This window comes from Aquibaculum sediminis, from assembly GCF_040712085.1.
In the GTDB taxonomy this organism is placed as follows: domain Bacteria; phylum Pseudomonadota; class Alphaproteobacteria; order Kiloniellales; family DSM-21159; genus Aquibaculum; species Aquibaculum sediminis.
Genome location: NZ_JBFCVK010000009.1, coordinates 66,115 through 89,267, shown reverse-complemented (window position 1 = coordinate 89,267; position 23,153 = coordinate 66,115). Strand labels below are relative to the sequence as shown.

Sequence of the window (23,153 nt, the reverse complement as noted above, 5' to 3'; positions counted from 1 at the left end):
GAAAAATGGAGACAGTCATGGATGGCTCGACGATTCTGCAGGAGAACGGCCCTGCCCGCGCCTATCCGGAGGCTGTGGATAAGGCTGTGGACAGCGAGCGGACAAACGAACCCGCGATGGCCGATCTGCTGCCGAGCGGTGAATTCCGGGACCGCTTTCAAAACGAGCGCGGCATCATGGTGCATATGCAACGAGAGCGCGATGCCAGGTTGACCCGCTTCGGCAAGGCGACCCTCGATGACCGCTATCTGCTGGAAGGCGAGTCCTATCAGGACCTCTTTGCGCGCGTGGCTGCCCACTTCGCGGACGACAGCGCGCATGCGCAGCGGCTCTACGACTACATCTCGAAGCTCTGGTTCATGCCCGCCACGCCCGTCCTGTCCAATGGTGGCACAAAGCGGGGCCTGCCGATCTCCTGTTTCCTGAACGAGGCCAACGACAGCCTGGAAGGCATCGTCGATCTCTGGAACGAGAATGTCTGGTTGGCGGCCCGCGGCGGCGGCATTGGCAGCTACTGGGGCAATCTCCGCTCGATCGGCGAGAAGGTGGGGATGAATGGCAAGACGAGCGGCGTCATCCCCTTCATCCGGGTGATGGACTCGCTGACGCTCGCGATCAGCCAGGGCTCATTGCGCCGCGGCTCGGCCGCCGTCTACCTGCCCATCGATCATCCGGAGATCGAGGAGTTCATCGAACTGCGCCGGCCCACTGGCGGTGACCCCAACCGCAAGGCACTCAACCTCCACCACGGTGTTGTGGTTTCCGATGCCTTCATGCGCGCCGTGGTGGACGATGATGAATGGGCGCTGAAGAGCCCGAAGGACCAGTCCGTGGTGCGCAAGGTGACCGCACGCAGCCTGTGGATTCGCCTACTCACCTCGCGCATCGAGACAGGCGAGCCCTACATCATTTTTGGCGATCACGTGAACCGGGCGATGCCGGAGCACCACAAGCTTTCCGGCCTCACGGTCAAGATGTCCAATCTCTGCAGCGAAATCACCTTGCCCACCGGCATCGACCATCGTGGTCGCGATCGCACGGCGGTCTGCTGCCTCTCCTCGCTCAATCTGGAGACCTGGGAGGAGTGGCACGACCATCCCGACTTCGTCGAAGATGTCATGCGCTTCCTCGACAATGTGCTTTCCGACTTCATCGCCAACGCGCCGGAATCCATGGACCGCGCCAAGTATGCCGCCATGCGCGAACGCTCGGTCGGTCTCGGCGTCATGGGCTTCCACTCCTTCCTGCAGAAGCAGCGCATTCCCTTCGAAAGCGTCATGGCGAAGGTCTGGAACAACCGCATGTTCAAGCAGATCCGCGAGCAGGCGGACGCCGCTTCGCGGGTTCTGGCGGAAGAGCGTGGCCCCTGCCCCGACGCGGCTGAGCACGGCATCATGGAGCGCTTTTCCCACAAGCTGGCGATCGCTCCGACCGCCTCCATCTCCATTATCTGCGGTGGCACCTCGCCGGGCATTGAGCCTTTGGCCGGCAACGCTTTCACCCACAAGACGCTGTCCGGCTCCTTCGCGGTGCGCAATCCTTATCTTGAGAAACTACTGGAGGAAAAGGGTCGAAACGACGAGGAAACCTGGACTTCCATCACCATCAATGAAGGTTCGGTGCAGCACCTCGATTGTCTCGACGAGGATGAGAAGGCTGTCTTCAAGACTGCCTTCGAACTGGATCAGCGCTGGCTGATCGAGCACGCCGGAGATCGCAGCCCGTACATCTGCCAGGCACAATCGCTCAACCTCTTCCTGCCGGCCAATGTGCATAAGCGCGATCTGCATCAGATCCATCTGCTGGCCTGGAAGAACGGCGTGAAGAGCCTCTATTACTGCCGCTCTCGTTCGTTGCAGCGGGCGGAATCGGTACTGGCCGCCGGCCTCGGCGTCGTGCCGATGCTGGGCAAGGTGAACAGCCAGGATGAGCCCGCGGTCGCCACACTGGATTACGAGGAATGCCTCGCCTGTCAGTGAGCCCCCGACCTTGAGCCCTGCCCGTGAGCCTGTGCCACAGGGCCGCCATCACGACACTTTCGTATCAGTGAAAGCCTCTGTTCATGTCCCTTCTCGAGTCCGATCCCATCTACAAGCCCTTCCGCTATCCCTGGGCCTATGATGCCTGGCTGCAGCAACAGCGCATCCACTGGCTGCCGGAAGAAGTACCGCTGGCGGACGACGTGAAGGACTGGCAGCGCGTGCTCAGCGAAGGCGAGCGCAACCTGCTGACCCAGATCTTCCGCTTCTTCACGCAGTCCGACGTGGAAGTGAACAACTGCTACATGAAGCACTATTCGCGGGTCTTCAAACCCACGGAAGTGCAGATGATGCTGGCGGCCTTCTCCAACATGGAGACTGTGCACATCGCCGCCTACAGCCACCTGCTCGACACGCTGGGGATGCCGGAAGCCGAGTACAGCGCCTTCCTCCACTACAAGGAGATGAAGGACAAGTACGACTACATGCAGGCCTTCGGCGTCGAGACGAAGCGCGACATTGCGCTGACCATGGCGGTGTTCGGTGCCTTCACCGAGGGACTGCAGCTTTTCGCCAGTTTCGCCATCCTGCTCAACTTCCCGCGCTTCAACAAAATGAAGGGGATGGGGCAGATCATTTCCTGGTCGGTGCGCGATGAAAGCCTGCACACGGCCTCGATCATCCGCCTGTTCCGCACCTTCATGGACGAGAATCCGGAGGTCTGGAGCGAGGAGTTGGAGCGGGAACTCTATCGCGCCTGCGAGACCATCGTGACCCACGAGGACGCCTTCATCGACCTCGCCTTCGAGATGGAAGGAGTCGAGGGCCTGACGGCCGAGGATGTGAAGCTCTACATCCGCTACATCGCCGACCGGCGTCTGACGCAGCTCGGCCTGCAGCCCAGCTATCGGATCGAGCGCAATCCCCTGCCCTGGCTGGACGCCATGCTGAACGGCATGGAGCACACCAATTTCTTCGAGAACCGCTCGACCGAGTATTCAAAGGCCGCAACCCAGGGAAGTTGGGAAGCGGCATTCGAATAAGGGCGGCAGGCGAGAGGCTTCCGGTTTCGCGTAAGCGCCACGAGCGCCTCGCTACGACCCCGAAATTCGCACCCCCGCAGCGCGCGATCTGCGGACTGCGCACCCCTAAGGACCACACCGCGGAGGGAACTGCGGTGGCAGACCCACTCAGTGGCCGCGGCGCTCCAGAAGACGCAGACGCAGGGCGTTGAGCTTGATGAAGCCCTCGGCATCGCGCTGGTCGTAGACCGTGTCTTCCTCGAAGGTCACATGCGCTTCGCTGTAAAGGCTGCGCGGGCTCTTGCGCCCCACGACGTTGACCGAGCCCTTGTAGAGCTTGAGGCGCGCCGTGCCCTCCACATGCTCCTGGCTCTTGTCGATGGCTGCCTGCAGCATCTCGCGCTCCGGCGCGAACCAGAAGCCGTTATAGACCAGCTCCGCGTAGCGCGGCATCAGCTCGTCCTTCAGGTGCATGGCGCCCCGGTCTAGCGTGAGCTGCTCGATGCCGCGATGGGCCTGCAGCAGGACAGTGCCGCCCGGCGTCTCGTAGATGCCGCGGCTCTTCATGCCGACGAAGCGGTTCTCAACCAGGTCAAGCCGGCCGATGCCGTTCTCCCCGCCCAGCCGGTTGAGTTCGGTCAGCAGTGTCGCGGGGCTCATGCGCTTGCCGTCGATGGCAACGGGATCGCCCTTCTCGAACTCGACTTCGATGTAGGTGGGCTTGTCCGGTGCCTGCTCCGGTGCAACGCTACGGGAGTAGACGTACTCCTGCGCCTCCTCCCAGGGATCCTCCAGCACCTTCCCCTCGGCGGAGATGTGCAGCAGGTTGGCGTCCACGGAGAAGGGAGCCTCGCCGCGCTTGTCCTTGGCGATGGGAATCTGGTGCTTTTCGGCGAAGTCGATCAGCTTGGTGCGGCTGTTCAGGTCCCATTCGCGCCAGGGCGCGATCACCTTGATGCCCGGCTCCAGGGCGTAGTAGCCCAGCTCGAAACGTATCTGGTCGTTGCCCTTGCCCGTGGCGCCGTGGGAGACGGCGTCCGCCCCGGTCTCGCGGGCAATCTCGATCTGGCGCTTGGCGATCAGCGGCCGAGCGATCGAGGTGCCCAGCAGGTAGAGTCCCTCGTAGAGCGCATTGGCGCGGAACATCGGGAAGACGAAATCCCGCACGAACTCTTCGCGCAGGTCCTCGATGAAGATGTTCTCCGACTTGATGCCGAGCAGTTCAGCCTTCTTACGCGCCGGCTCCAGCTCCTCACCCTGTCCCAGGTCGGCGGTGAAGGTCACCACCTCGCAGTCGTAGGTTTCCTGCAGCCACTTGAGGATGACAGAGGTGTCGAGGCCGCCGGAATAGGCGAGAACCACTTTCTTGACGTCGCGCATGGGGAAGTCCGTGAGGCTGGTGTAAGCGAGGATCGTGTTTGGCGCGGCAGTATAGGGCAAAGGCTCCGCCCCGCAAGCAGTGCGGGAAGCGGGATGTCGGCCTTGGCAGCACCGCCTTGGACGGGCTAGAAGCGCCTCTGCTGCACGGTGACGGAACGCATGCGCACACTGATCATCGACAACCACGATTCCTTCACGTTCAACCTCTTCCACCTGCTGGGAGAGGTGAATGGCGAAGCGCCGCTGGTGGTGTCGCAGGATGCCTGTACCTGGGCGGATATCCAGGCATTGTCCTTCGACAACATCCTCATATCGCCTGGCCCCGGCACGCCGGCGCGCGCGCACGATCTGGGACTTTCGGCAGAGGCGGTGCGCCATGCCCAGGTGCCCTTGCTGGGCGTGTGCCTGGGGCATCAGGCAATGGTGCAACTCGCCGGCGGCTCTGTTCGGCACGCGCCGGAGCCGATGCATGGGCGCCTCGACCGGATCACGCACGAAGGATTGGAGCTCTTTGCCAATCTGCCGAACCCGTTGCAGGTCGTGCGCTATCACTCGCTGCTGGCTTATGATCCCTTGCCGGCCGGCCTGCGTGTGACGGCCCGCAACGCCAGTGGCCTGATCATGGCGCTGTCGGATGAGCGGCAGGCACGCTGGGGTGTACAGTTTCACCCTGAATCGATCTGCTCGGAATCCGGCGGCGCGCTGATCCGGAACTTTCGGGACCTCAGCCGAAAAGCGCTGCCGCGAACTCAAACGGGGTACCGCAAGCCGCCCGTGGCCGAAGCGCCCAAGGCAGTCAGACAAGAGGACGCGCAACCTCCACGCCGCTACCGCATGCATCTTCGTGAACTGCCCACAGCACCCGAAGCAGAAACTGCCTTCCTGTCCTGCTTTGACGGAGAGCCGAATGCCTTCTGGCTGGACAGCGCGAAGGTGGTCCGGGGCTTGTCGCGCTGGTCCTTCCTCGGCACGGGCCGGCCTGGCCCCCGCAGTCTGGAAGAACTGGACGACTCTCTCGCCTCGGTCAGTCTCGAGGGCCAGGAAGCGCCTTTTCCGTTCCATGGTGGATGGGTTGGCTGGATCGGCTATGAAGCGAAGGACCAGTGCGGCTACCCGCGCGCCTTCGCATCCACGTTGCCTGAGGTGGGCTTCCTCTTCGTCGACCGCTTTCTTGCAATCGACCACCGCGACGGGCGGGCCTGGCTGGTCTTCGCTGCGTCAGAGACGATGCCGGCCGACGAGATCGAGGCCTGGTTTGACCAGGTGCAGGAACAGCTCTCGGCCCAGACTCAAGTTGCGCCCTTGGCGGCACACTCTCCGGGTCCGGGCGCGACGTCCCTGCTCGTGGAGGCAAAGCACGAGGCCGATGCCTATCTTGACCGAATCAGGCGGGCGCAGGTCGCGATCCGGGACGGCGAATCCTATGAAGTCTGTCTCACCAACCGCCTGGAAGTCTGGGCCGCGGTCGATCCCGTCACGGTGTATCGCCACCTGCGCCGGCTCAATCCCGCCCCCCATGCCGCCTACCTGCGTCTTGGCGGAATCACGCTCGCCAGTTCCTCCCCGGAGCGATTCCTGTCAGCGACGGCCGATGGCCAACTGCAAGCCAAGCCGATCAAGGGGACGGTCCGGCGCGATGAAGATCCCGCGCGCGATGCGGCCCTGGCCGAGGCCTTGCGCAGCGGTGAAAAGGACCGGGCCGAAAACCTGATGATCGTCGACCTGTTGCGTCACGACCTCGGACGGGTGGCGCGGCTGGGCAGCGTGCGCGTGCCGGCCCTGATGCAGGTGGAAAGCTATGCCACGGTCCACCAGTTGGTCTCCACCATCGAGGCGCAGCTGGCTCCGAATCATACGCTGGTCGACGCGATCCGAGCCGCCTTCCCACCCGGCTCCATGACCGGGGCCCCGAAGCGTCGGACCCTGGAGATCATCGATAGCCTGGAAGAGGGACCGCGCGGCGCCTATTCCGGTGCGCTTGGGTGGATCGGCATGGATGGTGCAGCGGATCTCTCGGTGGTGATTCGCACCCTGGTGCAGGAAAAGTCGCACCGCTGGAGCCTGGGTGTAGGCGGGGCCATCACTGCACTCTCGGAACCCCAGGCGGAATTGGATGAGATGTATCTCAAGGCTCAGGCGCCGCTAGCGGCGCTGGCCCTCGCCGTCACAGGCGACGCGTCGGCCTGGCGCTATCGCACGCACAACGGCGAGGCTGCTGAGTAGCGTCCGATTCGGGGCGACGGGGCTGTCTCGCAGCTCAAGTCTTCTTTCGGAACCGATCGAGGGTGACCACTTTCTCGCCTTCGTCGACTGGCGCCGCCTCAGGCTCTTCCGCGTCGTTCTCGCCCTCATCCGGGCCGGCAGTCGCTTCCGTGCCGTCACCCTCTTCGTCGCTGTCCTGAAGCATCGACAGCGCACCGAACTGCAAACCGAAACGGACGCTGGGGTCGGCAAATCCGGTCAGGGCATCGAAGGGAATGACCAGATTCTCGGCAATGTCGCCAAAGGTCAGCGTCACCTCGAAGTGCTCTTCCTCGACCTTGAGGTCCCAGAAGCGGTGCTGCAGCACAATGGTCATCTCGTCCGGATAGCGCGCACGCAGTCGATCGGCGATCTGCACGCCCGGGTGCGTGGTCCGGAAGGTAATATAAAAATGGTGTTCGCCCGGAAGGCCTTCCGCCACCACCTGTTGCAACGCCACGCGAACGACACCGCGCAGGGCGTCCTCAACCATCAGGTCGTAGCGCAAGACCTCATCACTCATAAGAACCGTCCCTTGTCAGCCACTGAGATAGCAGCGCGGCACCCATATTGCGCGCTTGGCCGAAGCGATCAAGCAATGCGTGGAAAGAAAGCGGGGCGCTTCTGTTGCCAGGTGCGCCCCAAACCCCGCCTCAGGGGCTGAACCCTGAGGACTTAAATCGGTTCACCCGACCGCTTACGCGGCGAGGCGAGCCTCAGCATAGTTGTCATTCGCAACTATATTTTGGCCCGATAACGGCGGTACCATGCCGAGCGCCCAACACTTCTTTACCACGCGTGTCGATCCTGTTTCGCCCCCATGAAGCCGCCGCGCCTTGAGCTGCGGCGGCGAAATTGGTGGAGGCGCCGGGTACTGCCCCCGGGTCCACTGCGCTTATGCCAAGTGCCAGTTTAGCGCCATAACCGGTTGCCCGGTACGCAATGATATAGGACGTCTGCGCGCGCCATGAAAGGGGGCAAATGTACCGCAACACTCACTGATGAGCAGGTAAGCGGCTGGGGCGTGTTGTAGTGCCAAAAATGGCCGCGCGTCCGACTTTGGACGGGAAGACTCGGCGCGCCTGCGTTAGTCTGCCCCGCCCCCATTTTCGAAGGAGTGTGGAGCATGCCGCTGACGTCCGAGCAGCAGGCCGAGGTCGAGCGCCTGCGCGACGAAACGCAACCCACCCGCCGTGCAACAGTGCCGGCGCTGGAAGAGATTCTTTACCAGGCGCTGCCGGTGCTCGACCACGGGTTCGTGCGCATTATCGACTACATGGGTGACGATGCGGCCGTGGTTCAGGCGGCCAGGGTATCCTATGGCCGGGGCACGAAGCGGGTGCAGGAGGATCGAGGGCTGATCCGCTACCTGCTGCGGCACCGCCACACCACGCCCTTCGAGATGTGCGAGATCAAGCTGCACGTAAAGCTGCCGATCTTTGTCGCTCGGCAGTGGATCCGGCACCGCACGGCGAATGTGAACGAGTACTCCGGCCGCTACTCCATCATGGACCGGGAGTTCTACATCCCAGCCCCGGAACATCTGGCAGCGCAATCACGCAGCAACCGGCAAGGGCGCGGCAATTTGCTCGAAGGCGAGGAAGCCGCGGAGGTCCTGGAGCTGCTCAAGCGCGATGCCGCGCAGAGCTATGCCGACTATCAGAGCATGCTGAACGAGACCGATTCCGGGGAGATCATCGACCCCGGCCGCAAGGGTCTCGCCCGCGAACTGGCGCGCATGAACCTGCCGGTGAACTTCTATACCCAGTGGTACTGGAAGACCGACCTGCACAATCTGCTGCACTTCCTCTCCCTCCGCGCCGACCCCCACGCACAGTATGAGATTCGGGCCTACGCCGAAGCCATGCTGGAAGCGGCTAAGCGCTGGGTGCCGCTCACCTTTGAAGCCTACGAGGACTATATCGCCGGGGGGGCACAGCTCTCGCGCCAGGGGCTGGACGTGACACGGCGCCTTTTGGCCGGCGAACAAGTCGAACAGGAAGACAGCGGGATGTCTCCACGCGAGTGGCGTGAGCTCATGGGGTTACTGGGGCGCGGCCAGTCCTGACTTCCGCGCCGGTCGATCAGATCTGCATGACCTTGTGGACCATTGAACGCGCCGGCCGGCGCAGCGACAGGGGCGTGCGGGCATAGAGCCGTCTCGAAAGCGGCATGACACCTCTGACGATCAGATCGGCGTAGAGCATACCTCGGAAGGTGCAAGCGCGTATCCACTCGTTCTCGGTTGCAAAATGTGTGGCCCAGGCGCGCTTGTACGCGCTGTCGGAGGGAAGAAGGTCGAAGACCTTGATGCCTCTGTCGAAACACCACCGCAGTGTCTCCAGAAGCTGAAGGTGCCCCGGGCTATAATGCGCATAGTCAGCGTCCATCGCGCCAAGGAACGAATAGTAGTGATCCTTGCTGATGAACCCGATCTCCAGGGCAGTCGGATAGCCGTCCAGGCTCAGCTCCGAGACGCAGCCACCGGACTCCTCGCATTCAAGAAAGTCGAGTAACGCGGCCAAGCAGCCGGGATCCGCGAAGACGCGGCTGATCTTGCCGTGCGTTTCCATCCATTCGACCTTCAGATCGATCGCACGCCGGCCCAGGTTCCTGGCCTGTTTGCCGCCCTCATGGACGGCGAACCGAAGTGTGCCCCGCTCTTCCAGTCGGCGGCGCTTGCGGCGATAGCTCTTGAGTGCGCTTTTGCTGAGTGTGGCAAGGTAGTCTTCGAACGCGCCAAAGGATGCCAGATCGACATAGGGGCCCCGTTTCTCGGCCAATGGCACGGCCTTGAAGTCGCCGATGAAGGGCATCACCGCAGCGTCTCTGCGGGTCTTAGGCAGGTGGATCACATCGATCTGGTCGCCGTCACGGCGCAGATGGTCGACGATCCTGTTCATGAGCGCCCGGATGTCGCAGTCGTCCCGGGCCACCACGTCCCCGTAGGCGGCCAGCGGTTCCCCAAGCCACTGCAGCACGCCAACCCCATTACGCTCCACGAAGGCCAAGGGCGCTATCAGCAGGGGCTCCCCCTGATCGAAGGCGGCCACCACGCGCGCCCGCTCCTGGCGGCCGCGATACTGCTGTCGCATCAGCGCCAGTATCCATTCAGGAGTTTGGAAGGTGCTCACATGGCGTTGCTGAGTACCCACGAGAGCCCGCCAAGCCGGCATCAGGGCTTTGGCCTCGGCTGAGGTCTTGAGCACTTGGATGTGCGGCTCCATCGCATCCCCCACCCCGTGAAGATCGCACCCTTTTGGCGCAACAGGCTCTGGCCAGAGCGACTCAAAGTTTAGGTGAAGGGGTCGCTGAACCGGGTCACTTTTCGGTCAGCCGTGAAGGGGAATGGCGGTAGGGAGAATCCATGGGCGAATCTCCGCTGCCACTTTGGGGCGTAGCCGAGGGGAGAACCACAGCCCTTTACTGCGACACTATCTTCTTTTCGCGTGGAAGAAATCTCTCAACAGCCCGGCCGCGGCAGCTTCCATCACTCCGCCGATCACCTCCGGCTTGTGATGACAGGTGGTACGTTCGAACACTCTGGCACCGTGCTCCACGCCACCGCCCTTGGGATCATATGCTCCGAAGACCAATCGCCGGATGCGTGCAAAGGCAATGGCCTGAGCACACATGGCGCAGGGTTCCAGAGTGACATAGAGATCGCAATCCACCAGCCTCGGACTTTGGATCGCTGCGGCAGCGGCGCGGATCGCCAGAAGCTCGGCATGCGCCGTCGGATCACTGTCCCGCTCCACGAGATTGTGTGCCGTGGCCAGAATGCGCCCACTCCCTCCCTCGACCACGACCGCGCCAACCGGTACCTCTCCGGCCCTGGCAGCCTGTTCAGCCTGCGCCAGGGCAAGCTGCATGGGGGAGCTGTCGTTTGCGTGCATGGCTTGAGACTGCACCGCCGTTGCGCTGGGTCAAGGATCACGCTACCCCTTTTCCTCTAACCGTCGGTAACCCTTGGCACCAATCACAAGCATCCATTCGGGAGCCGCCATGCTTCAGATGAACCCCGACAAGGTCTGCTTCATCGTCCTGCGCGCGCGTGAACTGCAGGAAGAGGATCTGATCGAGAATCCGGAACAAGACGACGAGGAGGATTTCGATCTCGCCCATGAGGAGGCTTTCGACGAGTTGGAAGGGCATGACCCGCAGGAAACCAACCCCTTGCACGAGGAGCTGGAAGGCTTCATCGACGCCATGAGCGAAGACGAGCAGGTCGAGTTGGTGGCGCTGGCCTGGCTCGGGCGGGGCGACTACGACAAGACCGAATGGGGTGACGCACTGGAAGCGGCGGCGGACCGGCGCAATCAGCGCACGGCCGAGTATCTGTTAGGAATGCCCATGGTGGCCGACTACCTTGAGGAAGGCCTGGACACCTTCGGCCTGTCCTGCGCCGACTTCGACGAAGCGAGGATGTAGCCCAGCCATGGCGCGACGCCCAGTCATCGGCCTGACACTCGATTCCGAGGAAGCCGGCGGCTACTCGGGAATGCCCTGGTATGCTTTGCGCCGGAATTATTTCTCCGCCGTCGTGCGTGCCGGCGGCCTGCCACTGGCGCTGCCCCACGAGCCAGAGCTTGCGGCAGCCTATCTCAATCTGCTGGATGGCCTGATCGTCACCGGCGGCGCATTCGATATCGACCCTGCCCTGTTCGGCGAGGCAGAACGCCATCCCAGCGTCACCATGAAGCAGGCGCGCACGGCCTTCGAGTTGGAAGCTGCACGCCTTGCGGTCAAACGCGACCTGCCGCTCTTCGGCATCTGCGGCGGCGCCCAGCTTCTCAATGTGGTGTTCGGCGGTACCCTGATTCAGCACATTCCCGACAGTGTCGAAGCCGCCCTGGCCCACGAGCAACCCGGCCCGCGCGACCGCCCCGGACATGCTGTGAGCATCGTCGCGGGCACCCGCCTCGAACGCGTGTGTGGCGCCGGGGAACTGCAGGTCAACTCCGCCCATCATCAGGCGGTGGCTGATCTGGGGAGCGGGCTGATCATCAATGCCCGTGCCCCGGACGGAGTCATCGAGGGAATCGAGCACCCTGAGTTGGGCTTCTGCATCGGCGTACAGTGGCATCCCGAGTATGAAATCTCGGCTGCCGACCACGCCCTTTTCCATTCCTTTGTCGAGGCAGCACGTGGCTGAAATCGAAAGCGGCGAACGTATTGCCAAGGTCATCGCACGCTCGGGCCTCTGTTCCAGGCGAGAGGCGGAAGTTCTGATCGAGCAGGGGCGCGTCGACCTGGACGGACAGACTGTGCAGGAACCGGGAACCAAGGTCGCGCCCGGACAGCGCGTTACCGTGGACGGCGAAGCCCTGGCCGCGGCCGAACCGCCGCGCCTCTGGCGCTTCCACAAGCCCAAAGGCTTGCTGACCACTGAGCGCGACCCGCAGAGCCGGCCAACGATCTATGACCGCCTGCCGGGAGGCCTGCCCCGCGTCATGCCTGTGGGGCGCCTGGATCTCAACTCCGAGGGCCTGCTGCTGCTCACCAACGATGGTGGCCTGAAACGGCGCCTCGAATTGCCGGCCACCGGCTGGCTGCGGCGCTACCGGGTGCGGGTCTTTGGCCGAGTGCAGCAGAGCGACCTCGACAGGCTGGCCCACGGCGTGACCATTGATGGCGTCGTCTATGGCGCGGTGCAGGCGCGTCTCGACTCACAGAGCGGCAGCAACGCGTGGCTTACCTTCCGGCTGCGCGAAGGCAAGAATCGAGAAGTCCGTAAGCTTTGCGATTATCTCGGTTATCGCGTGAACCGGTTGTTGCGGGTTGCCTATGGACCTTTCCAGCTCGGCGCCCTGCCCGAGGGGGAACTGGAGGAGGTGCCCCCCAAGGTCCTGCGTGAGCAACTGGGCACGGCCTCGACACCGGCCCCGGGCAAGATTGATAGCGGCGGGCATGCGCGTCGTCGCCGGTAGATACCGGGGGCGTCGGCTCGAGGCACCGCAGGGCCGCAGCCTGCGCCCCACGTCGGAACGCAGCCGGGAAGCCCTTTTCAGCATTCTGGAATCCGGCCGCCTCAGTGATGGTCACAGGCTGCCGCAAGGCGCCCGAGTGCTCGACGCCTTCGCTGGCACAGGAGCACTTGGCATCGAAGCCTTCTCTCGGGGGGCGGCAAGTGTGACCTTCCTCGAGAACGCTACCGAAGCCCTCGCCTGCCTGCGCCGCAACCTCAAGGGTTTGGAACCCTCCGAAGCGCTGCAGATCAAGCGCGCGGATGTCTTGCAACCGCCTGCAGCATCCGCGCCATGCGATCTGCTGCTGATGGATCCGCCCTACGACCGTGATCTCGCCGCCCCGGCCCTCACTGCCCTGGCCGACGCCGGCTGGATCGGGCCGGAAACCCTGATCGTCGTGGAAAGCTCCAACCGGGAACTGGAGCACGCCCCAACGGGCTTCACCCTGCTGGACCAGAGGCGCTATGGACGTGCCCGCCTGTCCTTTCTTCACAGGGACCGCGACAGCCTCACTGGCTGACGAGACGCTGCGACTCAGTGATCCCAAGCAAAGGCCGCCATCGAGAGGCTGCCGTAGGTGAAGCCGCGGTGCAGCAGCCGGCCGGCGCCCTGCCCCGCTCCCATGGAGAAGAAGAGCGGCAGGAAATGCTCGTCCGTCGGCTGGGCCTGGCGCGCATCGCCGCGGTCCTGCCAGGCAAGCAGTTCATCACGACAATCTCCTGTCACGCTGTCCACCAGCCAATCCTCGAAGGCCTGCGCCCAGGGCGCGGGGCGATCGCTATGACTCAGTGCGCGCAGATTGTGGACGGCTCCTCCGGAGCCGACCAGCAGCACGCCTTCCTCACGCAGTGGCGCAAGCAGGCGGCCGATCTCATGATGGTGGGTGGCTCCCTGCCCCCGCATCAGCGACAGCTGCACCACCGGGATATCGGCCTCGGGATACATCAACAGCAAGGGGACCCAGGCGCCGTGATCCAGACCCTGGTCCGCGACTGCTTGCGGCGTGAGCCCGCCCTCGGCAAGCAGAGCCGTCGCCCGCTCGCCCAGTTCGCGGCTGCCATGCGCCGGATAGCGCAGCCGGTAAAGGGCGTCAGGGAAGCCGTAGAAATCGTGGATGGTTTCAGGACGCTCCGCCATGCCTATGGAAGGCTCGGCGGCCTCCCAGTGGGCGGAGACGATCAGGATGGCTTCGGGCCGCGGCAGGTTCTGCCCGAGTGCCCGCAGGAAGGCAGGCGTCGCGCCCTCCTCGAGAGGAAGCGTTGGCGCGCCGTGGGACAGGAAAAGGCTGGGAAGGCTCTTGGTCATCGCGGGCACCTATCATCGATTGGACTGCGGCATCACCGACAGCGCGGCGACACCTCCTACGACTCAAGATAAGCCTTCACCGGATGCCGAATAAGAAACACCCGTGGCGAAGGACTGTTTCGCCACGGGTGATAATCTTGCCGTTTCGCGCGGCGGGCCAGGGCCGGAGCCATGGCCTGCGTCGCGTTAGCGCGAGTAGAACTCGATGACCAGGTTCGGTTCCATCTGCACCGGATAGGGCACGTCGGCCAGCTTCGGACCGCGCAGATAGGTGGCCTTCAGGCCGTTGTCCTCGATGTCGATGTAGTCCGGTGTGTCGCGTTCGCCGGAGCTCACGGCCTCCAACACCAGAACAAGCTCGCGGCTCTTCTGCTTCACTTCCACCACATCGCCGTCGCGCAGCTGGTAGGAGGGAATGTTCACCCGCTTGCCGTTCACCATCACATGGCCGTGATTCACGAACTGGCGGGCGGCGAACACCGTCGGCACGAACTTGGCGCGATAGACCACCGCGTCCAGGCGGCGCTCCAGCAGCTCAATGAGGTTCTCGCCCGTGTCGCCGCGGCGACGCGTGGCTTCCTCGTAGTACTTGCGGAACTGCTTCTCGCCGATGTTGCCGTAGTAGCCCTTCAGCTTCTGCTTCGCGGAGAGCTGGATACCGAAGTCGGACGGCTTGCGCCGGCGGCTCTGGCCATGCTGGCCCGGGCCATACTGGCGGCGATTGACGGGGCTCTTCGGCCGGCCCCAGAGGTTTTCGCCGAGACGGCGATTGATCTTGTACTTAGACTGAAGGCGCTTTGACATGCGCTGATCCTTCGCTTGAGCGGTTGCCTTTGTCCCGGTAGTCCAAAGCCGTAAGGCGATGGCGGGACGCACAACAAGGTGCACGCCCGCGTTCCCAGGAATGAGGCCGGCACTCTATCCGGCGGCGGGCAAAGGTCAAGTGCCAGCGTCGGTCCAGGCAACCGCCACCGGAAAGTCGCGCCACAGCCGATCCAGGGCTATACGACCGTCCGGCACGCGGCGGCCGCTGAGCATGCGCAAAACCGACCCGCTCGACAGGCAAAGAAACGTACGGGCAAAGGCACCGGGACTCCAGGCCAGTTGACCGGGCAGAAGGTGTCGCAGCACCAGCCGCGGCACCGCCACGACGAGCCTGCTATCGGGCAGGCTGCGCGAGAAGGCCAATACGTGCTGCGCTTCATCGCCCTCGACCCTGAGCGGCTCATAGCGCCCATCCTGGAACAGCGCCCGCCTCGCCTGGCGCAGGCCCAGAAGGCGCGTAAGCAACCAGAGCTTCGGCAAGCCTTCGCGCCAGCGTTCGATCACCTGCGTCGCCGTGAGTGCCTTGGCCTCCTCCAGCAGGTGCATCCGGCGGACAAAGTCGACGGGCCGGCGATTGTCCGGGTCGACCATGCTGAAATCATAGAGTTCTGTGCCCTGGTAGATGTCCGGGACACCGGGCAGCGTCAGCTTCAGGGTAAGCTGCGCCAGAGAGTTCACCACCCCGGCCGTTTCCGTCTGCGCGATGGTGGCCCGAATGTCCCGCAGCAGCGGACGCTGGGCCGGCGAAAACAGCCCTCTTACAAAGACTTCCACCCCCCGCTCGTAGGCACGATTCGGCGCGGTCCAGCTCGTATGCTCCTTGGCTTCACGCATCGCCTTGATCATGAAGCCCACGCTCCGCTCGGCCAGGTCCTGCAGGCCTGCCTCGTTGTCCAGGGCAAGTTCCGGGGGCCAGGCGCCGAGCAAGGCCTGGTAGAACAACCACTCGACCGACCGGTCCGGCAAGCCGGAGTCCCTCGGCGCCGGCCAGAGGGGTGATGCAGCAGCACGCCAGCGCTCGACCGCCTCGGCCCAAGCCGACGGCATCTCGCTCAACACGGCAAGGCGCGCACGGGCATCCTCTCCACGCTTGGTATCATGGGTCGCAGTGGCCGAAAGCGCGCCGGCTCCCTGAGCCTGGCGTCGGCGCATGGCTTCATGGAAGCGATCGCTGTCCAGCCCGAAGCGCACCGGCTCCGCCCCCACCTCATTGAGAGCAATGAGGCGATTGAAACGGTAGAAGTGGGTATCCTCCACCGCCTTGGCCATCAGGGGGCCGCTGGTCTGCTGAAAGCGTTGAATGAAGGTCCGGCGCACACCGCCATGCCAGGGATCCTCTTTCACCGGCTGCAGCAGCAGATCGACGATGAACCCCAGTGCGCGCCTGTCTTCTATCCGGCGATCGGACACCACCTCGCGGGCAGCCTGCAGCAGCAGCCGGCGATCGCGCTGCGAGGGGCCGCCGGTGTCGATATAGGTTCGGTAAACCGGCAGCGCGATCATCAGTTCGATGATGGCTTTGCGCAGGGAATCCGCAGGAAGGTCGCGGCTTGCCGTATCCTCGGCCGCGATCTGCGTCATCATACCCACGAGCGCCGTCAATTCCGCCGCAAGATTGTCGGTCAGGATCTGTCGCTTGGCGGCCCGAAGCGCCGCGGCATAGTCGGCCCCGGCTCCGGTGAAGCGACACCAGGCCTCGGTCAGAATGGGTTCACCCGCCGGATCGACTTGCAGGGCCGTCAGCATTGCCCCCATTTCGTAGCCCGTAGTGCCGGCACAGGCCCAATCTTCCGGCAAGCTTTCCTCGGGACCAAGGATCTTCTCCACAAGGGCAGAGTGGCGCCCACTCGCCTCTCGGAGACGAAAGAGATAGGTCTTCGGATCTGCCAGCCCGTCGATGTGGTCGATCCGCAAACGATCGACAGAGCCTTCCCGGAGCAGCCGCAACGGCAGGGCATGAACGGCTGCGAAAACACGCGGGTCCTCCACACGGACCCCAACGAGATCCGTGATCTCGAAGAAGCGGCGATAGCTCAGCGCCGCCCTCGCCAATCGCCAGTGGGCCAGGCGCCAGACCTGCGCTTCGTGTAGGGCGTGGAGTAGTTCAGGGTTACGATAGACCCGCTCCACTGCGGTGCGCCTGTCCAGGTTCGCACCGCACACCACACCCAGCGACGCCGGATGCAAAGGCAGGTGCAGGTCCCTATAGCGAAATTGCACCTCATCGCTCTGTTGATGCCACACCAGGGAAAAGTGACCCGCCGCCAGAGCCTCGCCATAGGGCTCCGCCAGCAGAGGCAGCAGCAGGCGCGGTGCCCGCCAGTCGATGTCGAAACAGTGTGCGTAGGCGCTGTCCTGTCCGTGGGTCAGCAGGTCGTGCCACCAGGGGTTCGCCGTGTGAGCGGCCATGTGATTGGGCACGATATCCAGCAGCAGCCCCAGGCCATGATCGCGCATGGCCTCTGAAAGCAGCCGGAAACCCTCCTCGCCTCCCAGACCGGGATCGAACTGCTGGTGGTCGACAACATCATAGCCGTGCGTCGAGCCGGGTACGGCGGCAAAGATCGGCGATGCATAGAGGTGGCTAACCCCCAGATCGGCCAGATAGGGCACAAGCTCCGCCGCCTTCGCGAAGGTCATGCCGCTGCGAAACTGCAGACGGTAGGTCGCAAGGAACTCGGTCATCGCGAGTATGCCGATTGGTGCGAATCTCGGTGCGAATCTCGCCGCGGCCGTAAGCCAGCGAGGGCTGCAAGCGTTGCGCCGAACAGCGGCCGTTCCTCCAGTGCCTCCAGCTCGCAGGGCATCCTCTGTTGCCAGTTGGGATGCTCATCGATGGTGCCGGGTAGATTGACCTGCTTGTCCACTCCCAGCAGGTCTTCAAGTTGCACGGCCATCAGGCGGCAGGGCGTGCGTGCCAGGAAGCAATGCAAGGCGACGGTGGGTGGCTCGCTTTCACCAAGCTCTCGCACTTCGATGCCCTCAGCGGCGAGTGCTTCCAGGACTTGCCACTTCTCCTCGGCCCGCTCGGCGTCAAGCGTGGCTGTGTCCTGTCGCTCCAGCAGTCCAAGTGCGCGACGCAAGCGCAGATCCTCACCACGCCACCACCCGGAGAAAGTTGGGGTATCGTGACTGCCCAGGCAGGCCAGCGCCGACCGGGGCCAGCGAGCCGGGGCCTTGAAGCCGCCGTGTCTCCCGCGCTCAAAGTAGAACAGCCGATAGCCGGCAATGCGCATGGATGTCATGGCTTCGCGAAAGCCTGCGGGAACCACGCCCAAGTCTTCGCCAACGATCACTGCGCTGGCTTGCTCCGATGCGTCAGCGAGGGCGCGCAGAATGCGATCCATGGGATAGAGCAGATAGGCTCCATCAGCCGGTGGGGCGCCTTGCGGAATCCAGAATTGTCGATAGACGCCCATCGCGTGGTCGATCCGCAAAGCGCCTGCCTGCCTCAGAACGCTGTCATAAGCCCGACGCAACGGTTTCAGATCACTCTGCAACAGCGCTGTCGGCGACAAGGGCGCGAGGCCCCAGTTCTGTCCGGCGGGATTGAAGTGATCCGGCGGCGCACCAACAGTCGCGCCAACAACCGTCAAACCGCGATCAGCCCAGGTAGCAGCGCCATCCGGGGCCGTGCCGATCGCCAGGTCGAGATAGAGGCCGATCCGCATACCGGCGCTCTTCAAGCGTCGCCTGGCTGCGGACAGCTGCTCTTCTGCAAGCCATTGCAGCCAGATGTGATATTTCACTTCACCCGCATACTCTCGCGCGAAGCGGGAAACGGCCTGGCTTTCGGGGTGGTCATAGGCTGCGGGCCAGCTTGTCCAGCCGGCACCGAAGCCCTCAGCCACCATGAAGCAACTCAGCGCCTCGAACAGCGCAAAGCGCCGCAGTTCCTCCCCACCCCTCTCAACGAAGGCGTCCGGCACGCTGGGATGCTGCCGCTCCCAGAGTCGTCGCAGGGCGCGCAGCTTGATTGCGCTGACGGCACGATAGTCCAGCAGCGGCTTGGCGCGAAGCGTGGCAAGGGCCGCAGCGTTGTCCTCCTCGGCCGCATTGAAGCCGCTGATTCTATCTACCGCGATGTAGAGTGGATTGAGAAAGCCGCGGTCACTCGGGAAAAAGGGACTGTTGCGCTCCGGCGCCGCGGTGAACAGTGCATGAAGCGGGTTGATGCCAAGGAAGTCGGCTTCCCAGGCTGCCGCAGCTTCTCCCAGACGCGCCAGATCCTCAAAATCGCCAATGCCCCAGTTGCGCCGGGAACGCAAAGCGTAAAGCTGACAGGTCATCCCCCACACCCGTCCGCGACCCAGGAAGGCGGGCAAGTAGCACCTGACGCCCTCGGGTGCCCGAGGCGGCGGGGGCCAAGACTCCTCCGGCACCGGCAAGCCTTCCAGCGGAGCGTAGCTGTGGCCGAGAATGTCGAGCAGTGACGTCACGCTGGCGTCCGGCGTATGCCGAAGACGTCCGTCGACCCCCCGGTAGCGGGTCAGGATGCCGTAGGCTGCCGCCAGCCGGTCCAGCTCAGAGGCCATTCTCCTGCCTCCCTGCCCTTTCCAGGGTAAAGATCAGGCTATGCCCCGGCAATTGACCCTGACGGAGCGCGGACAAGCTGCCGCCTCGGCTCTCGTACAGCAATCGCGCGGTTCCTCTGCCAGGTATGGCAACGCAGCTTGCCGCGCCAAGATTGAGGTGAAGCGAGAGCAGTTCATCGTGCACTTGCCAGCACACGTACAGCGCCTCCGGTGCCAAACGGGCCATGCGTCCCTGAAAGGAACGCATGTGGGGCAAGAGGGGGCTGATCTCTCGTTTGCGAATGGCGAGCAGTTCGCGCACCAGTTCCGCCCGCGCTTTCCCCTCCGGCATCGAGGCTTTGGCCCAATCCAGACGGCAGGCTTCAAAGGTCGCCGGAGCGTTCGGGTCCGGGATCGCGGCAGCCTTCTCGTCACTGAACTCGGGAAATGCCTTGAACTCTCGCCTTCGCCCCTCGCGCACCGCATGTGCCAGATCACCGTGGAAATCGGTGAAGAAGAGGAAGGGCCTGGTCTCGCCATACTCCTCTCCCATGAACAGAAGCGGCACCTGGGGATTGAGCAGAAGGACGGCCAGCAGCAGTTCATAAGTCTGGGGATCGGTCAGGCGCGTCAAGCGCTCACCGAAAGCCCGATTGCCGATCTGATCGTGATTCTGCAGGAAGACAACGAAGGCCTGCGGCGGTTGCCCGCTGCTGGCGACGCCCCGTGCCTTGCCGTCCCATGGCGCGTAGGGCTCGCCCTGGTAGACAAAGCCCTTTGCCAAGCTTTTGCCCAGCCTTTCCAAAGGATCATCGGCAAAGGCGGCGTAGTACCCGCCCGTTTCACCCGTCGCCAGGCAGTGGGCGGCATGGTGGAAATCGTCGTTCCATTCGGCGGTGTGCAGCAGCGGCCGATTGCGCTCGTCGTAGGGATGGAGTTCCACGATGTTCCGCTCATCCTCGGTCATTAAATGAATGTGACGATCGGGAATGCTTTCGCGGATGCGCGCGGCCATCTCCTCCAGGAGGAACGGCTCACTTTGATCGATAACATGATCGATGGCATCGAAGCGCAGGCCGTCCAGGCGAAACTCCGCGAGCCAGTACAGCGCGTTATCGAGAAAAAACGCACGAACAGCCGGCTCCGAATAGTGAATCCCTGCCCCCCAGGGGGTCTGCCGCTCGGGGTCAAAAAAGTCCGGCGCGTAGCGTGGGAGGTGGTTTCCTTCCGGGCCGAAGTGATTGTAGACCACGTCCAGGAAGACCATCAGGCCACGCTGATGCGCTGCATCCACGAGGCGTTTCATGCCCTGCACGCCGCCATACGCCCTGTGCGGGCAATAGAGCAGCACCCCGTCATAACCCCAACCACGCTCGCCGGCGAACTGTGATACCGGCATAAGCTCGATTGCCGTGATACCGAGGTCGGCGAGGTGATCCAGCTGTTCGATGATGCCCGCAAAAGTCCCGTCGGCAGTGAACGTCCCCGGGTGCAGTTCGTAAATCACGGCCTCTTCCCAGGGGCGGCCGACCCACGTCTGACATTGCCAGTCAAAAGCGCTCGAGGTCAGCAGGCTGGGTCCGTTCACGTCGGACAGCTGCGCACGCGCCGCCGGATCCGGCACGCACTGACCGTCGGGCAAGCGGAAGGAGTAGGACACGCCCTCAGCCAGTCCATTGACGCCGAGTTCGAACCAGCCGCCCCCCACTGCCGCCATGGGCAATCTTTCCCCGGACCCCAACTCCAGTTCCAGCGTCTCCACAGCCGGTGCCCAAAGGCAAAAGTGGGCATGTCCGTCCGTGCCTAGATGCGCGCCCCAGTGGGGTTTGAAGCTTCCCCCGCTCATTGCAGGCGGCTTTCCAACAGGGTGAGCGAACGCGCCGTTACAACGACATGGCCGCGGTGACGCCGTTCCTCCCAGCCACCTCCGGCGCCGCTGTCCGTGTGCATCACCAGATGCCAATGGTGGCGGTCTTCGAGTGCTGGCAAGTGAAACTCGATGTCATCGGCCGCGGCGTTGATCAGGATGAGCAGGCAATCGCCATCACGCACACAGTGCATCAGCGCCAGACTGCGCAGTTCAGCCTGTTCCCAATCCTCTGGGGACAGAGGCTCACCGGAAGGCGCAAGCCAAGTCACATCACGATAACGCGCATCCACCGGTTGGCCGTGGAGGAAGTGTGGAATGCGTAATCGCTCGTACCTGTAGCGCAGAGCGACCAGCTTGGCGACGAAGGCGCAGAACGCCAGTTCATCTTCCTCCAGGCCCTCCCACGTGAGCCAGTTGATTTCCGTGTCCTGGCAGTAGGCGTTGTTGTTGCCCTGCTGCGAGCGGCCGATCTCGTCGCCCATGAGCAGCATCGGCGTTCCCTGAGAGAGCAGCAGGGTGCTGATGACATTGCGCCGCATCCGCGCCCTCAGGTGAAGGATCTCCGGGTCGTCGCTCGGGCCTTCGACGCCGCAGTTCCAACTGCGGTTGTCGCTGTGCCCATCGTGATTGTCCTCCAGGTTCGCCTCATTGTGCCGCTCGTCGTATGCGTAAAGGTCGGCCAGCGTGAAACCGTCGTGCGCCGTGACGAAGTTGACGCTGGCCCAGGGCTTGCGCCCCCGGCGATCGAAGGTCTCCGCGCTGCCGAGCAGGCTGGAAGCCAGCCCAGGGGCAAGGTGTTCATCGCCCCGCCAGAAGGAGCGCACCTGGTCGCGATACGCCCCGTTCCACTCGGCCCAACCCGGCGGGAAGTTGCCCAACTGATAGCCGTCCGGCCCCAAATCCCACGGCTCGGCGATCAGCTTGACGCGCGAGAGCACCGGATCCTGGTGCACCGTGTCGAAGAAGATCGAGGAGGGTTCGAAGTTGTCCCTTTCCCGCCCCAGGGCGGTTGCCAGATCGAAGCGGAAGCCGTCCACGTGGCATTCCTCGACCCAATACCGCAGGGAATCCATCACCATCTGCAGCACCCGCGGGTGCTTCAAGTTCAGCGTGTTGCCGCAGCCGGTGGTGTCGTAGTAGTAGCGCGGATCGTCGCCGAGGATGTAGTAGCTGGCATTGTCCAGTCCGCGAAAGGACAGCGTCGGGCCGAGCTCGTTCCCCTCGGCAGTGTGGTTGTAGACCACGTCCAGGATCACCTCGATCCCCGCGGCGTGCAGCTTGCGCACCATCCGCTTGAACTCGTGCACGCCGCCGTGCGGTGAGATGTAGCGTGGCGCGGCGGCGAAGAAGGCTATGGTGTTGTAGCCCCAGTAGTTGACGAGCCGCTTCTCCACCAGATAGCGGTCGTCGAAGAAGGCCTGCACGGGCATCAACTCGACGGCGGTGACGCCGAGCTTGACCAGATGCTCGATCACGCGGGGATGCGCCAGCCCTGCAAAGGTGCCGCGCAGCTGTTCGGGAAGGTCATCCAGCCGTGCGGTCATGCCTTTCACATGCGCTTCATAGATGACCGTATCCGACCAGGAATGCTGGGGCCGCACGTCCTCGCCCCAGGTCATGGCCGTGTCGCTGATCACGCATTTCGGCATGACGAAAGCAGAATCTCGTCGATCAATCGAGAGGTCCTGTCGCGGCGAGCCCACGCGATAGCCGAAACAGGCATCGTGCCAACGTAGGTTGCCCATCAACAGCTTGGCATGAGGATCGATCAGCAGCTTTGCGGGATTGAAGCGATGCCCCTGACCCGGATCGTAGGGGCCATGCGCCCTCAGGCCGTAGACTTGGCCGGGAAAGAGGTCGGGAAAGTAGCCGTGCCAGACTTCATGGGTGTGCTCAGGCAGGGCGACACGCTGTCGCTCGCGACTGCCGCGATGGTCGAACAGGCAAAGCTCAAGCTTCTCGGCATGGGCAGAAAAGACCGCAACATTGACGCCGGCGCCATCCCAGGTCGCACCGAGGGGATAAGGCAGTCCAGGTTCAATGCGCAT

18 protein-coding genes and 1 other RNA gene are annotated in these 23,153 nt (G+C 63.6%); 8 read left to right on the top strand and 11 right to left on the bottom strand.

What is annotated here, in order from left to right:
- Positions 1-176: 176 nt before the first annotated feature.
- Positions 177-1,979, top strand: a complete 1,803-nt coding sequence (locus tag ABZ720_RS14595; protein ID WP_438264110.1) for a ribonucleoside-diphosphate reductase subunit alpha — start codon at positions 177-179, stop codon at positions 1,977-1,979.
- Between the two features lie 83 nt (positions 1,980-2,062).
- Positions 2,063-3,022 carry a ribonucleotide-diphosphate reductase subunit beta gene (locus ABZ720_RS14590; protein WP_366556262.1) on the top strand — a complete coding sequence of 320 codons (960 nt, stop codon included), beginning with the start codon at positions 2,063-2,065 and terminating at the stop codon, positions 3,020-3,022.
- 147 nt (positions 3,023-3,169) lie between these two features.
- Here ABZ720_RS14590 and ABZ720_RS14585 read toward each other — a convergent pair whose 3' ends face one another.
- A complete protein-coding gene (locus ABZ720_RS14585) occupies positions 3,170-4,381 on the bottom strand; it encodes an argininosuccinate synthase (RefSeq protein ID WP_366556261.1) in 1,212 nt (403 codons plus the stop codon).
- Between the two features lie 159 nt (positions 4,382-4,540).
- On the opposite strand from ABZ720_RS14585, the gene pabB reads away from it, so the two are divergent.
- Entirely contained in the window at positions 4,541-6,604 is a 2,064-nt protein-coding gene (pabB, locus tag ABZ720_RS14580; protein WP_366556260.1) for an aminodeoxychorismate synthase component I, read from the top strand.
- Between the two features lie 34 nt (positions 6,605-6,638).
- On the opposite strand, the gene ABZ720_RS14575 is transcribed toward pabB, so the two are convergent.
- Together ABZ720_RS14575 and ssrA are read right to left on the bottom strand one after the other, a co-directional pair.
- Positions 6,639-7,145: an SspB family protein gene (locus tag ABZ720_RS14575; protein ID WP_366556259.1), complete on the bottom strand. Its 507-nt coding sequence runs from the start codon at positions 7,143-7,145 to the stop codon at positions 6,639-6,641.
- An 89-nt stretch (positions 7,146-7,234) separates the two neighbouring features.
- Positions 7,235-7,599, bottom strand: a transfer-messenger RNA (tmRNA) gene (gene ssrA, locus ABZ720_RS14570).
- A 149-nt stretch (positions 7,600-7,748) separates the two neighbouring features.
- Here ssrA and thyX point away from each other — a divergent pair.
- Positions 7,749-8,690, top strand: coding sequence for an FAD-dependent thymidylate synthase (thyX, locus tag ABZ720_RS14565; protein ID WP_366556258.1), 942 nt, complete (start codon positions 7,749-7,751; stop codon positions 8,688-8,690).
- A gap of 16 nt (positions 8,691-8,706) precedes the next feature.
- Here thyX and ABZ720_RS14560 read toward each other — a convergent pair whose 3' ends face one another.
- Together ABZ720_RS14560 and ABZ720_RS14555 are read right to left on the bottom strand one after the other, a co-directional pair.
- Positions 8,707-9,717, bottom strand: coding sequence for a GNAT family N-acetyltransferase (locus ABZ720_RS14560; RefSeq protein ID WP_366556257.1), 1,011 nt, complete (start codon positions 9,715-9,717; stop codon positions 8,707-8,709).
- 339 nt (positions 9,718-10,056) lie between these two features.
- On the bottom strand, positions 10,057-10,518 hold the full coding sequence (locus ABZ720_RS14555; protein WP_366556256.1) for a nucleoside deaminase: 462 nt from the start codon (positions 10,516-10,518) through the stop codon (positions 10,057-10,059).
- A 109-nt stretch (positions 10,519-10,627) separates the two neighbouring features.
- Here ABZ720_RS14555 and ABZ720_RS14550 point away from each other — a divergent pair, with 109 nt between their 5' ends.
- The 4 genes from ABZ720_RS14550 to rsmD are packed head-to-tail and all read left to right on the top strand — an operon-like array spanning position 10,628 to position 13,111.
- The gene (locus ABZ720_RS14550) at positions 10,628-11,053 is read left to right on the top strand and encodes a DUF3775 domain-containing protein (RefSeq protein WP_366556255.1); all 426 of its coding nucleotides are present in this window, start codon (positions 10,628-10,630) and stop codon (positions 11,051-11,053) included.
- 7 nt (positions 11,054-11,060) lie between these two features.
- Positions 11,061-11,777, top strand: coding sequence for a gamma-glutamyl-gamma-aminobutyrate hydrolase family protein (locus ABZ720_RS14545; protein ID WP_366556254.1), 717 nt, complete (start codon positions 11,061-11,063; stop codon positions 11,775-11,777).
- Entirely contained in the window at positions 11,770-12,552 is a 783-nt protein-coding gene (locus tag ABZ720_RS14540) for a pseudouridine synthase (protein ID WP_366556253.1), read from the top strand. The genes ABZ720_RS14545 and ABZ720_RS14540 overlap by 8 nt, the downstream gene beginning before the upstream one ends.
- Positions 12,533-13,111 carry a 16S rRNA (guanine(966)-N(2))-methyltransferase RsmD gene (gene rsmD / locus ABZ720_RS14535; RefSeq protein WP_366556252.1) on the top strand — a complete coding sequence of 193 codons (579 nt, stop codon included), beginning with the start codon at positions 12,533-12,535 and terminating at the stop codon, positions 13,109-13,111. The genes ABZ720_RS14540 and rsmD overlap by 20 nt, the downstream gene beginning before the upstream one ends.
- Before the next feature lie 14 nt (positions 13,112-13,125).
- On the opposite strand, the gene ABZ720_RS14530 is transcribed toward rsmD, so the two are convergent.
- The 6 genes from ABZ720_RS14530 to glgX all read right to left on the bottom strand — a co-directional run bounded on the left by ABZ720_RS14530 (position 13,126) and on the right by glgX (position 23,153).
- Positions 13,126-13,896, bottom strand: a complete 771-nt coding sequence (locus tag ABZ720_RS14530; RefSeq protein WP_366556251.1) for a DODA-type extradiol aromatic ring-opening family dioxygenase — start codon at positions 13,894-13,896, stop codon at positions 13,126-13,128.
- 186 nt (positions 13,897-14,082) lie between these two features.
- Positions 14,083-14,700 carry a 30S ribosomal protein S4 gene (gene rpsD / locus ABZ720_RS14525; protein ID WP_366556250.1) on the bottom strand — a complete coding sequence of 206 codons (618 nt, stop codon included), beginning with the start codon at positions 14,698-14,700 and terminating at the stop codon, positions 14,083-14,085.
- Positions 14,701-14,835: 135 nt separating this feature from the next.
- A complete protein-coding gene (treY, locus tag ABZ720_RS14520) occupies positions 14,836-17,406 on the bottom strand; it encodes a malto-oligosyltrehalose synthase (RefSeq protein ID WP_366556249.1) in 2,571 nt (856 codons plus the stop codon).
- The gene (gene malQ / locus ABZ720_RS14515) at positions 17,403-19,256 is read right to left on the bottom strand and encodes a 4-alpha-glucanotransferase (protein WP_366556248.1); all 1,854 of its coding nucleotides are present in this window, start codon (positions 19,254-19,256) and stop codon (positions 17,403-17,405) included. The genes treY and malQ overlap by 4 nt, the downstream gene beginning before the upstream one ends.
- On the bottom strand, positions 19,246-21,081 hold the full coding sequence (gene treZ / locus ABZ720_RS14510; RefSeq protein ID WP_366556247.1) for a malto-oligosyltrehalose trehalohydrolase: 1,836 nt from the start codon (positions 21,079-21,081) through the stop codon (positions 19,246-19,248). The genes malQ and treZ overlap by 11 nt, the downstream gene beginning before the upstream one ends.
- A complete protein-coding gene (gene glgX / locus ABZ720_RS14505) occupies positions 21,078-23,153 on the bottom strand; it encodes a glycogen debranching protein GlgX (protein ID WP_366556246.1) in 2,076 nt (691 codons plus the stop codon). Before glgX ends, treZ begins: the two co-directional genes overlap by 4 nt.

What these genes read in the sequence shown, in the direction of transcription:
- ABZ720_RS14595 (WP_438264110.1), top strand. Translation starts at nt 177, where the DNA reads ATGGTGCATATGCAACGAGAGCGCGATGCCAGGTTGACCCGCTTCGGC.
- malQ (WP_366556248.1), bottom strand. Translation starts at nt 19,256, where the DNA reads ATGGCCTCTGAGCTGGACCGGCTGGCGGCAGCCTACGGCATCCTGACC.
- thyX (WP_366556258.1), top strand. Translation starts at nt 7,749, where the DNA reads ATGCCGCTGACGTCCGAGCAGCAGGCCGAGGTCGAGCGCCTGCGCGAC.
- ABZ720_RS14545 (WP_366556254.1), top strand. Translation starts at nt 11,061, where the DNA reads ATGGCGCGACGCCCAGTCATCGGCCTGACACTCGATTCCGAGGAAGCC.
- ABZ720_RS14555 (WP_366556256.1), bottom strand. Translation starts at nt 10,518, where the DNA reads ATGCACGCAAACGACAGCTCCCCCATGCAGCTTGCCCTGGCGCAGGCT.
- ABZ720_RS14590 (WP_366556262.1), top strand. Translation starts at nt 2,063, where the DNA reads ATGTCCCTTCTCGAGTCCGATCCCATCTACAAGCCCTTCCGCTATCCC.
- ABZ720_RS14585 (WP_366556261.1), bottom strand. Translation starts at nt 4,381, where the DNA reads ATGCGCGACGTCAAGAAAGTGGTTCTCGCCTATTCCGGCGGCCTCGAC.
- pabB (WP_366556260.1), top strand. Translation starts at nt 4,541, where the DNA reads ATGCGCACACTGATCATCGACAACCACGATTCCTTCACGTTCAACCTC.
- treY (WP_366556249.1), bottom strand. Translation starts at nt 17,406, where the DNA reads ATGACCGAGTTCCTTGCGACCTACCGTCTGCAGTTTCGCAGCGGCATG.
- ABZ720_RS14575 (WP_366556259.1), bottom strand. Translation starts at nt 7,145, where the DNA reads ATGAGTGATGAGGTCTTGCGCTACGACCTGATGGTTGAGGACGCCCTG.
- ABZ720_RS14550 (WP_366556255.1), top strand. Translation starts at nt 10,628, where the DNA reads ATGCTTCAGATGAACCCCGACAAGGTCTGCTTCATCGTCCTGCGCGCG.
- glgX (WP_366556246.1), bottom strand. Translation starts at nt 23,153, where the DNA reads ATGCGCATTGAACCTGGACTGCCTTATCCCCTCGGTGCGACCTGGGAT.
- treZ (WP_366556247.1), bottom strand. Translation starts at nt 21,081, where the DNA reads ATGAGCGGGGGAAGCTTCAAACCCCACTGGGGCGCGCATCTAGGCACG.
- rsmD (WP_366556252.1), top strand. Translation starts at nt 12,533, where the DNA reads ATGCGCGTCGTCGCCGGTAGATACCGGGGGCGTCGGCTCGAGGCACCG.
- ABZ720_RS14560 (WP_366556257.1), bottom strand. Translation starts at nt 9,717, where the DNA reads ATGCGACAGCAGTATCGCGGCCGCCAGGAGCGGGCGCGCGTGGTGGCC.
- rpsD (WP_366556250.1), bottom strand. Translation starts at nt 14,700, where the DNA reads ATGTCAAAGCGCCTTCAGTCTAAGTACAAGATCAATCGCCGTCTCGGC.
- ABZ720_RS14530 (WP_366556251.1), bottom strand. Translation starts at nt 13,896, where the DNA reads ATGACCAAGAGCCTTCCCAGCCTTTTCCTGTCCCACGGCGCGCCAACG.